Origin of the sequence: Ekhidna sp., from assembly GCF_963691765.1 — a bacterium.
Classification (GTDB): domain Bacteria; phylum Bacteroidota; class Bacteroidia; order Cytophagales; family Cyclobacteriaceae; genus Ekhidna.
Genome location: NZ_OY829375.1, coordinates 3,611,860 through 3,628,448, shown reverse-complemented (window position 1 = coordinate 3,628,448; position 16,589 = coordinate 3,611,860). Strand labels below are relative to the sequence as shown.

At 36.9% G+C, this 16,589-nt stretch carries 11 protein-coding genes and 1 other RNA gene; 4 read left to right on the top strand and 8 right to left on the bottom strand.

Annotated elements, in window-relative coordinates:
• Positions 1 to 80 precede the first annotated feature (80 nt).
• Entirely contained in the window at positions 81 to 2,348 is a 2,268-nt protein-coding gene (locus ACY650_RS16445; protein WP_462249055.1) for a patatin-like phospholipase family protein, read from the top strand.
• On the opposite strand, the gene ACY650_RS16440 is transcribed toward ACY650_RS16445, so the two are convergent.
• From ACY650_RS16440 to ald, 3 genes are all read right to left on the bottom strand, one after another.
• A complete protein-coding gene (locus ACY650_RS16440; RefSeq protein WP_462249053.1) occupies positions 2,326 to 3,036 on the bottom strand; it encodes a LytR/AlgR family response regulator transcription factor in 711 nt (236 codons plus the stop codon). The two genes, ACY650_RS16445 and ACY650_RS16440, sit on opposite strands and share 23 nt — an antisense overlap.
• Positions 3,033 to 4,064: a sensor histidine kinase gene (locus tag ACY650_RS16435; RefSeq protein ID WP_462249051.1), complete on the bottom strand. Its 1,032-nt coding sequence runs from the start codon at positions 4,062 to 4,064 to the stop codon at positions 3,033 to 3,035. Before ACY650_RS16435 ends, ACY650_RS16440 begins: the two co-directional genes overlap by 4 nt.
• A gap of 147 nt (positions 4,065 to 4,211) precedes the next feature.
• The gene (ald, locus tag ACY650_RS16430; protein ID WP_462249049.1) at positions 4,212 to 5,324 is read right to left on the bottom strand and encodes an alanine dehydrogenase; all 1,113 of its coding nucleotides are present in this window, start codon (positions 5,322 to 5,324) and stop codon (positions 4,212 to 4,214) included.
• A 264-nt stretch (positions 5,325 to 5,588) separates the two neighbouring features.
• Here ald and ACY650_RS16425 point away from each other — a divergent pair, with 264 nt between their 5' ends.
• Positions 5,589 to 7,994, top strand: coding sequence for an alpha-ketoacid dehydrogenase subunit alpha/beta (locus ACY650_RS16425; protein WP_462249047.1), 2,406 nt, complete (start codon positions 5,589 to 5,591; stop codon positions 7,992 to 7,994).
• Here the strand turns inward: ACY650_RS16425 and ACY650_RS16420 are convergent.
• Entirely contained in the window at positions 7,988 to 8,875 is an 888-nt protein-coding gene (locus ACY650_RS16420) for a hypothetical protein (protein WP_462249045.1), read from the bottom strand. The genes ACY650_RS16425 and ACY650_RS16420 overlap by 7 nt on opposite strands.
• Before the next feature lie 47 nt (positions 8,876 to 8,922).
• On the opposite strand from ACY650_RS16420, the gene ACY650_RS16415 reads away from it, so the two are divergent.
• Positions 8,923 to 9,879 (top strand): acyl transferase, encoded by a 957-nt coding sequence (locus tag ACY650_RS16415; protein WP_462249043.1) that lies wholly within the window; start codon positions 8,923 to 8,925, stop codon positions 9,877 to 9,879.
• 108 nt (positions 9,880 to 9,987) lie between these two features.
• Positions 9,988 to 10,116, top strand: coding sequence for a hypothetical protein (locus ACY650_RS16410; RefSeq protein WP_462249041.1), 129 nt, complete (start codon positions 9,988 to 9,990; stop codon positions 10,114 to 10,116).
• On the opposite strand, the gene ACY650_RS16405 is transcribed toward ACY650_RS16410, so the two are convergent.
• From ACY650_RS16405 to ACY650_RS16390, 4 genes are all read right to left on the bottom strand, one after another.
• Entirely contained in the window at positions 10,113 to 11,270 is a 1,158-nt protein-coding gene (locus ACY650_RS16405) for a sigma-54-dependent transcriptional regulator (protein WP_462249039.1), read from the bottom strand. The genes ACY650_RS16410 and ACY650_RS16405 overlap by 4 nt on opposite strands.
• A 24-nt stretch (positions 11,271 to 11,294) precedes the next feature.
• Positions 11,295 to 11,636, bottom strand: an RNA gene (gene rnpB / locus ACY650_RS16400) — RNase P RNA component class A.
• A 9-nt stretch (positions 11,637 to 11,645) separates the two neighbouring features.
• Entirely contained in the window at positions 11,646 to 12,044 is a 399-nt protein-coding gene (locus tag ACY650_RS16395) for a type III secretion system chaperone family protein (protein WP_462249037.1), read from the bottom strand.
• A 54-nt stretch (positions 12,045 to 12,098) separates the two neighbouring features.
• Entirely contained in the window at positions 12,099 to 16,589 is a 4,491-nt protein-coding gene (locus ACY650_RS16390; protein ID WP_462249035.1) for a translocation/assembly module TamB domain-containing protein, read from the bottom strand.

Sequence of the window (16,589 nt, the reverse complement as noted above, 5' to 3'; positions counted from 1 at the left end):
AATCTTTAATGTAATTGCATAGTAGCTATATTCGGAGTAGCTGTTATCAAATCAAGTCTAATTCATCCGATGAATATTATATGAAGAAGTTCAAGCATATATTAGATCAAGCGCTACACTCACTTGCACTTCAGCTAGTATTTCATCATTTCAAAAATAATCTGGCACTTCTTGCAGTCTGGGCAATTGTCATAGCTGCATTCTCTGGTGGTCTAGGCAAAGTATATGGCATTCAGTATCTGTTTTTAGATCCTGAATACCTTGGAGAAGTCAGTTTTTGGAGCTTTTTCATTGTAGGCATATGTTTCGGAAATCTTATCATGGCCTGGCATATTACATCGTACATTCTTGATGGCCATCGCTTTAGATTTATTGGAGCACTACAGAGACCTTTTACCAAATTTTCACTCAATAACAGTCTCATTCCCTTACTATCCTTAATTCTCTACATTATTCTGCTCATCAATTTTCAAAGCAATAATGGACTGGCTCAACCAGCGGATATTGCATGGCATGTTGCTGGCCTTTTACTAGGAATAGCAGGGATGCATTTGCTCATGATTCTTTATTTCATGTTAACCAATAAAGACATCTTCATTGTTTTAGCTGGAACATTAGATAAAAAGCTAAGAAAGAATGTACTCAGTAGAGATCGCGTGATGAGTCGCGTCAGAGAGAACAAAGCAGATGCATACAATGTGACCAACTACCTTGATTTAACATTTAAAGTCAGGTCTACTGAAGACATTGCTAATCGAGCTTCACGTGAAGCAATCCTTAGGGTATTTGATCAAAATCATTTCAATTCTGTTGTGGTTGAACTTTGCATAATAGGCGTTATCCTGCTGCTCGGCTTTTTCATACACATTGAGTTCTTGCAGATTCCGGCAGCAGCAAGTGCTCTGCTCATTTTTGCAATAGCAGTAATGCTTGTTGGAGCTGTCAGCTATTGGTTCAAGGGATGGGGATTGGCATTTGCTTTAGGTATATTCATTATAGTGAACATCAGTGCAAAATCCGGACTTGGAAAAGGTATTAATCAAGCTTCCGGTATAAACTATGATACCACTAAAACAACCTACTCAGTAGCAAGCCTTCAAAAAGCTCATTCCAAAGAACAGTTTATACATGATAAACTGCACATGCTTGAAACATTGGAAAGTTGGAAAGCCAAATGGCCAAACTCGAAGAATCAAAAAATGGTCTTTTTGTGTGTAAGCGGTGGTGGTCAGAGAGCTGCATTATGGACTGTTAATGCATTGCTCAAAGCAGATAGTGCTGTGAATGGAACACTTATGGATCAAACAATGCTTATAACTGGAGCATCGGGTGGTGCTATTGGTGCAGCCTACTATCGCGAGATGTTCAGAAGAAATCCAAATGTTTCATTAACAGATTTGAAAAACGAAGCATTAAACAACATTGGCAAAGACAATTTAAATCCAGTGATTTTCGGGCTTCTGGTAAACGATCTATTCTTCAAAATGAGAACTCATGAATATGCGGGAAGAAAATACAACATAGACAGGGGCTATGTTTTCGAAAAAAACTTAAATAAGAACCTGGGTTATACACTAGACTTTCAGATTAGTGATTATCTGGAAGATGAAAAAAAATCTAGAATACCAACAATGATATTGGCTCCAACAATCGCCAATGATGGAAGAAAATTGTACATCTCTTCTCAGCCAATATCATTCATGGGTGTTTCATCAGAAATACTCAACGATGAAGATCAAAAAGTACGAGGTGTTGACTTTCAAGGCCTATTTCATGCAAATGAACCTGAGAACTTAAGCTTTCTATCAGCACTAAGGATGTCTGCTTCATTTCCATACATCACACCAAATATTAGTCTACCCGCAGAACCTAGGGTTGAAATAATGGATGCTGGCATCTCAGACAATTTTGGAGTATCTGACGCCATTAGGTTTGTTGATGTATTTAAAGATTGGATAAATGAAAATACTGCAGGCGTGGTTTTCTTGGTTGTGAGAGATACCAAATCAAATTCACCAGTGGAAAAAAGGCCTAATCCTTCGGTGATTGATCGCCTGACCTATCCGATAGCGAGTGTTTACAACAACCTAACCAACATGCAAGACATTAGTAATAACGGAAAGGTTGAGCAAATGAAGCTATGGCTAAACGGAGAATTTGATATCGTTGAAATTGCCTATGATTCCTATGAAAATAATGGCACTGCGTCCGATGTAGAGCGTGCATCCCTCAGTTGGCACTTAACATCAAAAGAGAAGCAACATATTCACAACAATATATATATCGACAGCAATATGGACGCTATCGATAGGCTGCGAAAGATTATTAAAAACTCATCAAATCCTTAAAACGTGAAGTTTGACGTCTGCTTACTTCTATCTCAGTACCATCCTTTAGATATAACCGAATAGTGCCACTAAACCATGGCTCTATTTTATCTATCCACTTCATATTAATAATCTGCTGACGATTGGCACGGAAAAACATTTTAGGATCGAGACGACTTTCCATGTATTGCAAAGTCTTAGGAATCATCGGTTTATGCTCATCAAAATAGATTCGAGTATAGTTATCCCATATTTCAAATAAGCGAACGTCTTTAAGGGTCACAAACCAGCACTTTTCACCATCTTTTACAAACACCTGACTATTCTCATTGAGAACATCTTTTGGTTCTTCACTCTTCTCAATATTTTCAATTACTCGCTGCAATGCAACAGAAAGCCTATCATCAGTAATCGGTTTCTTTAGATAGTCAAGCGCATTGTAATCAAAGGCTTTGATTGCATACTCACTGTAAGCTGTGGTAAATATTATTTGCGGAACCTCATCCAGCATCTCGAGTAACTCAAACCCATCTTTATCTGGCATCTGAATGTCGAGAAATACCAAATCTGGTTTCAATTCTTCAATCATAGATTTAGCCTCATCAGCATTCTCTGCCTCTCCTATTACGTCAACTTCTTTATGATTTTGCAAAAGAAATTGAAGCTCCTGGCGAGCCAATCTAGTGTCATCAACTATTAGTGCTTTCATTTTAACAACGGTAATTTTAAACGAGACCTAACCATATTTCCTTCCTGTGTTAATTCAAGGTCTGGTTCACTATCAAACAAAATTCGTATACGATCTGTTGCATTTTTCAATCCTATCCCATTTCCAACATTCTTCTTCAGCTTCCCAGTATTACTCACTTCGAGTACAAGATTCTTTCCTTCCTTGTCAACAGATATTAATATATCGCCACCATTTTTAATTTGAGAAATCCCATGTTTTACAGCATTCTCAGCCATTAACTGGATTAACATAGGTGGTATCTTACATCTTTCTAAATCCTTCTTGCTAAGAATTTCATAATGAAGACGATTTTCATAATGGATACTTTCGAGCTCCAAATATTTATTAACAATCTTAAGCTCTTCTTCTATGGTTACTTTTTCATTGTCATTAAACTGAATGGAATATCGTAACAGCTCTGAAAGGTGAGAAACCATATCGCGAGCCTTCATATGATCCTCCAATATTAGTGCTCTAATATTATTAAGTGCATTAAAGAGGAAATGTGGATTTATTTGAGCTTTAAGTGCGATAAGTTCAGCATCCTTTACTGCAGTCTCTAACTGCCACTTTTCAACCTCTTCTTTTTTATAGTTTCGAAAGAAGTAGATAATTAAATAAACAGCCGTCCACAGGCTGAAATAAACAAAGGTTTGGAATGAAAAGAGAAAAAAGACAAGAACAGAAAATCGCTCTACATCAATTATATCAGTTGTCAGGATCGTATATCCAACAATAATGCCATTGGCCAGAATAGATATTACTGCGAGTGTTGGTACCAACCTAAGTATCAGTTGCTGTAGCCTAAGTTTCAACCACCCATCAAGTTTCATCTTATATCGCAACAAATGAGTCGACAATAACATCACAATCGCGCCAAAAAATTGAGCGAGGATTACCCAAACATCAATACTGTCGTAAAACAGAAAAGACACAACAACCCCAATCATTGCATATGCAAACCATCCAATCGATTGTAAAAGCCAATATGAACTATTTCTGGTCATGATTTAAGTCAACACTTAATCACAAATAAAATTCTATTTGTGATCCTGTTTGATAGGTTTGAAGTAAGTGGTCATATCAATACTATGAATGGAATAAAAAAGCCCATTCTTTTTCAAGAATGGGCTCAATATAATTTCGTTGTCTAATTAAAGAAACTTATCGACTGAAGTGTACGGCATTCCAAATGCATCAGCAACTCCTTTATATACAATCTCACCATTGATAACATTTAACCCTAATTTCAATTCCTTGTTATCGTTACAAGCTTGTTTCCAACCTTTATTTGCAAGCTCTAATGCATATGGTAGTGTAGCATTAGTAAGTGCAAGCGTAGAAGTATAAGGTACGGCTCCAGGCATGTTTGCAACACAATAATGAACTACATCATCGATAATAAAAGTAGGATCTTCGTGAGTTGTTGGTTTACAAGTTTCAATACAACCTCCCTGATCAACTGCTACATCGACAAGTACAGTACCCGGCTGCATTTCTTTCAACATATCTTTTGTAATCAAACTTGGTGCTTTTGCTCCGGGTATTAGAACCGCTCCGATTATTAGATCATGAGAACCGATAAGTTCTCTGATATTGTACTCACTACTCATGAATGTATTCACGTTAGCTGGCATAATATCATCGAGATATCTAAGTCTTTGAAGATTAAGATCCAGAATAGTAACATCAGCACCCATACCTGCTGCCATCTTCGCAGCATTAGTTCCAACAATACCTCCACCCAATATCATCACCTTTGCAGGTCTCACACCAGGGACACCTCCAAGTAAAATTCCTCGTCCTTTAAGTGGTTTCTCAAGATACTTTGCTCCTTCTTGAATAGACATTCTACCTGCCACTTCCGACATTGGAATCAACAATGGCAATGATCTATCCGCGCTTTCAACAGTTTCATATGCTAAACATATAGCTCCACTATCTATCATCGCTTTAGTAAGCGGTTCATGTGACGCAAAGTGGAAATAAGTAAATATCAACTGATCCTTCTTACATAGCTTGTATTCTGGCTCAATTGGTTCTTTTACTTTAATGATCATCTCAGCTTTTTCATACGTTGCTTCAATCGTAGGTAAAATCTTAGCACCAGCTTCAACATATTGATCATCGGTAAATCCACTGCCTTCGCCAGCAGTCGATTGTATATAAACTTCGTGACCTCTTTTTGTAAATTCTACTACTCCAGATGGGGTTACAGCCACTCTGTTTTCGTTGTTTTTAATCTCTTTTGGGACGCCTATTATCATGGTTAATAAAGTTAAGGGATGGCAAATATAGGGAGTGCATTTTAGAGAAAACCTAACAATTTAAAATACAAAATATGCAAGGTGGTAAATTTAAAATAATAGAAATTTTATACTACAATTTAAAATTAAACAAAATATAATTTGTTTATGAATAGATGAAATCCACCAAAGCATAGTTTATATCGAGGATTCTACTTTTAAAAGTGGATCAAATTTCATATTTTTGAGAGTGACTAAGGTCAATTAATCTCAAAATTTATCTAAATGAGCGAGGCGAAGAATAAGACAAAACTTCCTGTTTCTAAAGAAGAAATACTTCATGATTATCAATTGGCGGTTGAAAGTAGAGAAGCCAGTCTAATAGGACGAAAGGAAGTATTTATGGGCAAAGCCAAATTCGGAATATTTGGTGACGGAAAGGAGCTTCCTCAGATAGCAATGGCCAAATACTTTCAAAATGGTGATTGGAGATCCGGATACTACAGAGATCAAACCTTCATGATGGCGATTGGCCAACTTAATACACAACAATTCTTTGCTCAGTTATATGCTCATACAGATGTGACGGCTGATCCTGCTTCAGCTGGTCGAATGATGAATGGTCACTTCGCAACTCGCTATCTCAACGAAAAAGGTGAATGGCTAACTCAAACAGACAAGAAAAACAGCAGTGCTGACATTTCCCCTACTGCTGGTCAGATGCCTCGATTACTGGGACTAGCTTATGCATCCAAACTATATCGACAAAATAAAGACCTTGGAGAATTTGAAGACTTTTCTATAAAAGGAAATGAAGTAGCCTTCGGTACAATTGGCAACGCCTCTACTTCCGAGGGGCATTTCTGGGAAACAATGAATGCGGCTGGTGTCTTGCAGGTGCCAATGGTTATGTCTGTTTGGGATGACGGCTATGGAATATCTGTTCCGCAGAAATATCATACCATTAAAGAAAGTATTTCTGAAGCGCTCAGCGGATTTCAAAAGACCAAAGACAAACCTGGTTTTGAAATCTTACAAGTAAAAGCATGGGATTACGTAGAGTTACTCAAGACTTATAAAAAGGCTGTTGACATTTCTCGAAAATCTCACATCCCATGTCTCATCCATGTCATTGAGGTTACTCAACCACAAGGTCATTCCACATCCGGATCGCATGAGAGATATAAATCGAAAGACCGATTAAACTGGGAAAAGAATTACGATTGCATTCTTAAGATGCGGGAGTGGATTTTAGCTGAGAACCTAGCAACAAGTGAAGATTTAGATGAATTAGAGAAGGAAGCCAAGAAAACGGCAAAGCAAGCTAAAGATGCTGCATGGAAAGCATATAGCAATGACATTAAGAAAGAAGTTCGGGAAGTATTAAGTCTTATTGACAAGGCGAGTATCTCTTCTTCAAAAAAATCAGAAATCGACAAGATCTCGGATGATCTGAGAAAGGAACTTAACCCTGAAAAATCTCATATCGTACGGTCGGCAAAACAGACTTTAAGATTATTAAGGGGAGAGCATTCAGAGGAAAAGAAAAACCTACTAAATTGGCTTAACGAAAAAGTTGACCTATATCAAGAACAACTAAATTCTAAGCTATATAGTGAATCTTCGGATTCAGCATTGAATGTAACGACTGTTCCAGCTCAATACTCTGACGAAAGCGAACTTGTTGACGGACGCGAAGTACTAAATGCAAGTTTTGATCACTTACTTGCAAATGATCCAAGAATTTTTGCTTTTGGAGAAGACGTTGGGAAGATCGGTGATGTAAATCAAGGGTTTGCTGGATTGCAAGACAAATACGGTGAACTTAAAGTTACTGATACGGGAATCAGAGAAACTACAATTATTGGTCAAGGCATTGGCGCTGCGATTAGAGGACTGCGACCTATTGCTGAAATTCAGTATCTAGATTACTTGCTTTACGCACTTCAAACCCTATCGGATGATCTTGCCACACTTCAGTATAGAACGTATGGTGGGCAGAAAGCACCCCTTATTATACGTACCAGAGGGCACAGATTAGAAGGTGTATGGCATTCAGGATCTCCAATGGGAATGATCCTTCACTCTCTGAGAGGTATTTACGTGTTAACACCAAGAAACATGACCCAGGCAGCCGGATTCTACAATACACTGATGACATCTGATGACCCTGCACTAGTAATAGAATCCTTGAATGGATATCGATTAAAAGAAAAAATTCCTGAAAACTTAAGTGAATTTAAATTGGCACTGGGCGAGCCAGAAATCTTAAGAGAAGGATCGGATGCGACCATCGTAACTTACGGGTCCACTTGCAGAGTCGTAATGGAAGCTGCCAATCAGCTCGCAAATGAGGATATTGAAGTGGAAGTCATCGATGCACAAACATTAATTCCTTTCGACAGAACTCAAACAATCGTTAATTCCTTAGAGAAGACAAATAGACTGGTAGTAGTAGACGAGGATGTTGAAGGAGGAGCTTCTGCATTCATTATGCAGCAAGTATTAGAAAGAGACAATGGATACTTCCACTTAGACTCCAAACCACTGTCAATAACAGGAAAAAATCACCGCCCAGCATATGGTAGTGATGGCGATTATTTCTCAAAACCAAATATTGAAGAAATATTCGATAAAGTATATGAGTTGATATCTGAGTCAGATCAGGATAACTTTCCTAATATTTATTGAGTTATTTCAGAAAGAATAAAATCAGGGGTAGTCACAAGATTACTCCTATTGCCTGCTCTATCATAAACATAAAACCTAGCCCTAATCACATCATCTAGAAATGCCAGGCGAAGTACGGCAGATTGAATTGAATATGTGAATGATCCACTTTTCCCATCAGGGTCATATTGTGGAATCCTTCCATTAAATATTCCAATATCACATCTATCCGTTCCAAAAATCTCTTGATAATTGAGCCTCTGATAGCCATCACCTACTCTTTTTTCAAATTGGATAACAAAATTAAAATAGGTTTCTACACGAACCACCGGAATAGTACCTACAATGGCTTGACGGCCAGCATCAGTAGGAACAATATTAGAACCCTCACCAAATTCATAAGTAGTCAAAGTTGTACTCTCAAGAAAGGTGCCATCTTGATTGGTAAGCCCAGGGCATATCAAAGGAATATCAGAAACATCATCAGAGAAAAATTCTTTCCCAAATGCTAAAACAGGAAAATCATCTTCCACAAAATCTATCAACAAAGTATTTCCAATAATACTTACCGGAGCCCAATTTTGAGTTATTAAAGGTGCAGTAAAGATTGGAGGTACTGCTTGAGAAATATTATCTATAGTGACGACACTGTCTCTTGAATCTACAAAAACATCAAATTCATTATAAGGTGGTAAAACATCTTGCGACTCAATAATTCCAATATCACCATTACCATCTTCAAATGAGAAAGTTAATATTAAGGAATCTGTAGCTGTACCATCAAAAAACACGATATCTTCAAAAGCTATCTTAGGAGTATCTGGGAACACTTCTTTTTCAAAACATCCTGATAGCATCAGAATCAAAACAAGTGGTAATAAATATTTAGAGTATCTATTCATACGATAATAACAAAAATAATCTACTTTGCCCCTAATGAAATGGTAATATGAATTTCACTGAAGAATTTAAACATAATCTTTTCGGAATTAACGAAAAAAACTTCTTGGATAGTTCGCTTGCTGTATTTGAATATCAGTACAAAACCAACAACATATACCATTCCTATTGCAAGTACTTAAACAAAAAACCTGGTAACGTTTGTCAACTTTCAGAAATACCCTTCATGCCAATTGAGTTCTTCAAAAATCATACAATAAAATGTGGTGATTGGAAAGAAGAAATCATTTTTAAAAGCAGCGGAACAACCGATTCTGGACGAAGTAAGCATTACATTAAGGACATTAGTAACTATCATCAAATAGCCAAAATCAATTTTGAAAACCAAATAGGATCGCTAAGTCAGTTTCAAATAGTAGCATTTCTACCTTCATATCAAGAGCAAGGTGATTCTTCCTTAATAAGCATGGTCGACCACTTCATGAAATTTAGTCATCCTAGTTCTGACTATTTTCTTCATAAGGATATTGAACAAGTATTAAAAAATGATCACAAAAAACTTGTAATTGGTGTTTCATATGCCCTTTTAGATATTGCAGAGAAAAGCATCCCATCCAACAACGCTCTTGTTATGGAAACAGGAGGAATGAAAGGAAGAAGAAAAGAAATAACGAGAAGTGAATTGCATAAGCAATTGAAAGAAGGCCTTGGAGTGACTGAGATTTGGTCTGAATATGGAATGACTGAACTCCAGAGTCAAGCATATGGAAAAGATGGAGTGTTTACATTTCCTAATTGGTCAAAGTGTTTGATCCGAGACATAAACGATCCATTTTCTTACTTACCGGAAAATAGAACTGGAGGTATTAATATAATAGACCTAGCAAACGTCGAAACATGCTCATTTATTGAAACAAAAGACTTAGGAAGGTCTTTTAATGGTTGTTTTGAAGTACTCGGTCGTTTTGATAATAGCGACATTCGTGGGTGTAACTTGCTGATTTAGCGAAAAGGATAAAATATTTTGAAGCTTTCGCTGTTGAATAGTTGAATATTTCTCCTATTTTTGAAGGGTTAGGTATTAAAAGAGCCTTTACACTGAATTAAACCGCATATGAAACTGAAACTTACCATATTAGCAGTAATTATTTTAGCAATGAGTGCATGTACTCAAAGAACATGTCCTACATATGCTCAAGAAGACACTCAAGAAGTAAAAACGGAGCAAGAAGCAAACGCTTAAGCTTCTACATACTTCTTTACATCAGCTTTAGTGATTGTGTCTTGGGACATAATTACTAATCGCTCAATGACGTTTCTTAATTCACGGATATTTCCAGTCCAGCCATAGCTTTCAAGCTGACTAATGGCATCTTCATCGATGGACTTTTTCGCTGTACCGTATTCAGACGCAACTTGATCAAGGAAATGATCAGCAAGCAGTTTAATATCCTCCTTTCTATCTCTTAACGCCGGCACTGTTATTACCATCACACTAAGTCTGTGATATAGGTCCTCCCTAAAATTACCATCTTCTATTTCCTTCTTAAGATTTTTATTGGTAGCGGCTAAAACTCTAACATCTACTTTGATCGACTTATCGCCACCAACTCGGGTAATTTTTTTGTCTTGCAAAGCACGCAATACTTTAGCTTGGGCAGAAAGGCTCATATCACCAATTTCATCTAAAAAAAGAGTACCTCCACTTGCTTGCTCAAACTTCCCTATACGTTGCTTATGTGCGGAAGTAAATGATCCTTTTTCATGGCCAAAAAGTTCACTCTCAATTAACTCCGATGGAATTGCAGCGCAATTCACTTCAACTAAAGGAGCTTTTGACCTTTCACTCTTTTCATGAAGCCATCTAGCAACTAACTCTTTCCCAGTTCCATTCTCTCCATTTATTAATACCCTGGCCTCAGTTGGAGCAACTCTTTCGATTGTATTTTTAACCTCGGTAATTCCATTTGACCCCCCAATAATATCATAGCCTTTACTAACCTTCTTTCTTAAGACTTTTGTCTCAGTAGTCAAATTCGAATTATCAATTGCATTTCTTACTGTTAGTAAAATTCGATTCAAATCTGGCGGCTTCTGAATAAAATCATAGGCTCCTTTTTTTGTAGCATCAACAGCTGTATCTATCGTTCCATGAGCTGATATCATCACAAATGGTACATCTATCCCCTCTTCGGATACCTTACTAAGTAATTCCATTCCGTCCATTTTGGGCATTTTTATATCGCACAAAACAAGATCGATTTTCTCTTGTTCGAGTTTTGCCCAGCCATCTTCACCATCCTCCGCTGTAATAACATCATATTTTTCTTCTGAAAGAATATCGCTTAGAGCATCACGAATACTCTTTTCATCATCAACGATTAGAATTTTAGCCATCTTTATTTTTTTAGCATATATGTAACAAAAAGCAAGCCAGTAAGCCGGGTTCTGTTTTATCCCATCATTTATCTAGACTTATTGTTACCAATAAGTTCTAACGACCTACCCAATTCTGCTTAGGCGAGCAGCCTTCAAATGCAGAACCTATTTGGTCTTTCAGCACGTAAGGTTTACCATGCGACTAATGTCACCATCAGTCCGGTGAGCTCTTACCTCACCTTTTCACCTTTGCCCCTAAGGGTAGTTTGTTTTCTGTGGCACTATCTCTATACCATAAGGTACGCTTCCGCTTAAGAAGTACGTTGCTCTATGCTGCCCGGACTTTCCTTTCCAAATTAATGGAACGATGAGTCGGCTTGCAATGCAAAAATATCAATGAATATCCTTACCAGTAATTTTTAATTCCCAATCATCGGCATGATTGGCAATTTCCATAATCATTTCTTTGACCATGGCATCGTTCAGATTTACTAGAAAATTAATTGCTTCGACTTTTAGGAATCCATCTTCGACAATAAACTTTGTATATGGATAGTCTTTTGAAGCTTCAAGACACTCTTGAAAAGGAATATCATAAGTTAACTCACAAACCTTTGATTTTAGATGTACCACCTCCCTCTCATAATCTGGATGCATAACTATATGTCCAGTGACTGTTTGAAATCGATCCGTTTTAAGTGGTACAATAATGACTGACTGAGTATCATCATACTCTCTAAACTCACCCCCAATCTCTTTTGCATAGTTCTCGCTAAACTTTCTATAATTCATGGTAATATAGGTTTATTACATAAGTTAACGATTCCTGATGAATAAAAACAATAACTAGTAAGTACTATCATTCTCTGAGTCATCATCCTCCTCCTCAGCAATTTCTTCTTCTTCTTTTCTTGGCACTAGGACTGCTTCTTTCCTTTTTATAAACAGCTCACCCATATCATCAAAAGAATGAACAAAACGTAGGCTTATTCCGATTTCTTGATTTTGTTGATTTTCATTTACCTGTATCCTCTGATTGGTATTACTAAAAACTTTGGCTCGGAGTCTACCATCCTTGGTTAGGCTATACTCAACTGTCCAATCACCGACTAAATCATTGAGCACATTGTCGTTATTGTCATTTTGATTTCCAAAATCACCTCCTCTAGTCACCTTCAACCTACCATTTAGGAATGTGTATGCCAGATTCAGCTGAAAGGAGTTTAATGCTTCGTCGTTTACATCTGCGAGGTTTACTTCTACTTCAAGATTTTCATCAATTTGACTCACTAAATAGCTTACCTGACTAGAAAGAAACTCGCCAAGACTGTTACCTACTCCGCCACCTCCACTTAAAGTGAAACTCTCACGCGGAGAAAATCTCCTCAAAAACAACAAGCTAATCACTTGTCTTTTCAGTTCCTGTTCATCAATTACAATTCTCGAAAGCGCAGAAATATTTTCATTTGTGGCGTCAGATTGATTTTCCAATTGCAAATCGAAACCAATATCTGGAGAAAGCATTCCTCCCGCAAGTTGGAGTATTACAGATATGGGGACCTTATTGGCTAAAAGCGCAGGATCCCTATCTGCTGGATTATCAAGTTCTTCAAATGAAGCTCTTTGAATGTAGTTCGCATCCAAATCCAGTGTCGCATTGTACGGATCGCCATACCATGTGATGTTACTTCCTGGCACAACATCAAATTCTTTGCTGATACCAGGAGCAGTAAAATTATATGCCCCTTCACTGATCTCTAAAGAACCAAACATGCTAAACTCACCATCCGTATCCAGTCTCAACTTCAAATTCCCTCTGCCTCTTCCTTTTATTATTTCGCCCGTTTTAATGTCAAATATCAATTCACAATAAGCATCTGGAGTGATGTTTATATCAAAATCCAGGGTCAGGCCTGAAATCTTGAATTCTTCAGATTCCCCCACGGAGGTTGTATCTGAGAAGTCTACAAATGAAATATAGTCTTCTTGACCGATGTTTGTTCCTTGGGAAATTGGAATGTACAACCTAGTATTTGGTTCCGTTCTTTCAATTGTTGCTTTAATATTTAAGTCATTTAGTGGACCATCTACATCAATTGTTCCAGTACAGTAAGCAGACCCATAATAAAGACTATTCTCTAAAATAGTAGTATTAAGAAACTCAAAGTTGTTTGCACGGATATTTATATCAGTTATCAAATCTCTAAAGTAAGAGTGTGATATCGTCCCAGTCACTAGTGCATCTGATCCTTTCCTATCAAGCAAATGAAAGTTTGATAGAGTCATTAAGCTAGGATCAAAATCAACCTTTCCAGTAAAGGTATAATGGGTATTTAGGTAGTTAATGTTGACACCTCCTCCAACAATATTAAAACTGCCCACAACTTCAGGTTTTTCTATGGAACCGGTTAGAGACAACGATCCACTGGCACCTCCCTCAATATTGGAAAACTTATCTTTTAAAAACGGCTCCCCCATTTTAAGATCCGCTTTATCAAACTTCACATTGAAATCAAGTTGCTGTGATTGCTCTTCCGGAAAATAAAAGCCTTCGACTTCAATTGCATTGACATTTTCTCGTTCGACCTTTACCTGACTAAATACACTTCTATCTGTAGGATTCCACTTTGAAGAACCAACAATATCTCCTACCAGAAGATCATCATAGACTAAATTCTTAATTAGAAATGATCCATCGAATTTGAATGCGTCATTAATTGACTGCCTAAAGATCCTAAAGTTACTATTCAAGTACCCTCCTATTTCAGCTTCAGAAAATAGTCCTACCTTATTCATATTTAAATCTTCCGACGAAATCGTAATGGAAGTTGGTATGGTATCTGCATAAACTCCATCTACCGTAATTGATTCACTAGAATCATAAATTTCTAAATTTGAAAATGTAGTCTTATTCTGAGTAATGACAACCTTATTAGAAGGGTTAAAAACCCAATTATCGTCGAGCACTTTAATTTTAGATGGTAACATCTTTAAGGTAATCGAATCTTTATAGAGGTTGAGTCTACTTTTCAATCGCACATCACTGGCTGTAAGAGGTTGGCTAATGTGCGTTGTCAAATCAATATTATTATCGAACCAAATTCCCTCTACAAGAAGTTCTTCTGTATTGGGCACACCTGCAATAACCTGATTACTTGATTCTATGATAAAATTTGTAAGAACATCAGAACTATTGAGGTCTCTCGATCCATTTATATCAATGACAGGATCGTAAAGTTCATTTGCCCCTATCAATAATGTATCCGACTTAATATACATGGAGATGTTAGCGTTCCTACTTTGTCTAAAATCAGACTCTATTAAAGTTTTACCACCAAGGCGAACTGGGATGTCCAGCGAGTCAAGATATGAGGAAATCTTGCTATCTATATCAGCTTTAAAAGACAGCTTATATTGATTGCCACTTACTCGATATGAGGACGAATCTTTATTGAATTGAAGTTCTGATGAATAGCTAGCAATCATTGCTGGAATATCCTTAAGGGCATCGGTAATTCTAAACTTACCTTCCAAGTTTGACTTCAAGCCTGGCAAAGCAGCTAATATTATTCTTGTACTATCCTTGAAGGAAGAACTCACTCGAATGGAATCTAAATTAATTCGACCTCTATCTAAAACAAGTAATCCAGAATCTATAGCTAGACTTCCAGTAAATTGATCAATATCTAAATCAGTGATTTCAGCCTTAATCCTACCATTCGCTGATAGTTTGTTAGTTGTTAAATACAATGCATCTGCATTTATTTTATTTAAATCAATATCTACTTGTAAAACTTCATGAGTATCCCTGAAGTCTATTTGAGCTACACCATTTATTTGGCAATTCGTATCTTCCACCGAGAAAGCTCCATTAAAGTAATTTTCAGCAAAATGCCCATCAACTTCTATACTATCATATTCGTAGCCTTTAAGACCACTATTATAAAGTAAGGCTTTCAAATCGAATTCAGCATTTTCTTGTTTTATTCCTTTACCCTTAATAGATGCAGTAAGGTTAATTTTTTGAACAATTTCATTTTGAAAGAATACTCCGAAATTCAAATCTTTGAATTCGAGGTTTCCAACATATGACATATCATTAGGGTCATCAGGTATTTTTAAGTTAATATCAGTATGCACTGAACCTTGATCAGTCTCAAAATCCCCACGTGCTACAAAGTCATTTAAAAAGCCAGCAAAACTCCCCGTAAAATCAATTCTTCCCATTTGGTTAAGATTGTCAGCATAATCACCAATATGTGGCCTTAAATCAGAAGGCAATACGTGTGAATCAGTCACATCTGCAAGAACGAATGTTTTTGAAACATCAGGTAGTCCAAAGCAGCTTACACCTCCCACAAAATACGAATTACCATAGCCCAATTTTGTGTCTTCTATATTGAAATCACCAACCGTCCCCCAAATAATTCCATCAAGTGTTATGTCTTTTTTTAGCACATCTGTTCCGGAAATGCTGGCAAAGTCTTGCTTTGAAATTCTGGAATTCTCAAAGTGCAAAATAAATGATACACTATCCTTAAAATGACCCAAATCATCTAATCCAGTGTAAAAGAATTCAAGGCTGTCAGAGATGTGACTAGTTGGAGTGTTAAAGACCAAGTTATCAACACTCAAAGACTGATTGCTTACATAAAAGCGAGTTTTTAATTCATTAATAGTAAAGCTAGAATACTGCTCTATTCCACTAAATTCTATAATCTCTCCACTTATCGTATCCTTCAATAGGAGTTCACCAATACTGAATTCGGGAATATCAAAATAAAAGTTTGTGAAGTCTAACTTCGTATCATCGTGTTCTCTAGACTTATCTTCCAGTTTGAAATCAAGGTCACTAAGTGTGATTTGATCAACATAAATTGAGCGAGAACTTTTCTTTGCCGTGTCTTTCTTTAAAGCTTGTAGAAAAATGGAGAGATTGAGTTTAGAGACGGAATCATGTTTGATCAGATTTAAGTCTAAATCTTGTGCATTGATTTCATCAATATTTAGATAATTCCCTTTGACTAAGTTCCTTATCCCATAGCTTACCTTAACACTGCTTGAATATGCAAGGGTATCTCCTTTCCAATCTTTAATTAAAATCTCATTAAGGTAGGCCTGATCTAGCCAAGAAATTTTTACACGTTCTATTGAAATTTCATGTCCGGTTTGCTCTGAAACCACTTCCAATACCTCTTGAGCAAGGAAAGTTTGGACTGGGCGCAGTTGAAGAAGTAGCATAATTACCAGCAGTAGAGAGGTAGAATAGAAGAAAACTCCTGAAAATAACTTCCAGAGTACCTTACGAACTTTCGATATGGTTATCTTGGCATCCAA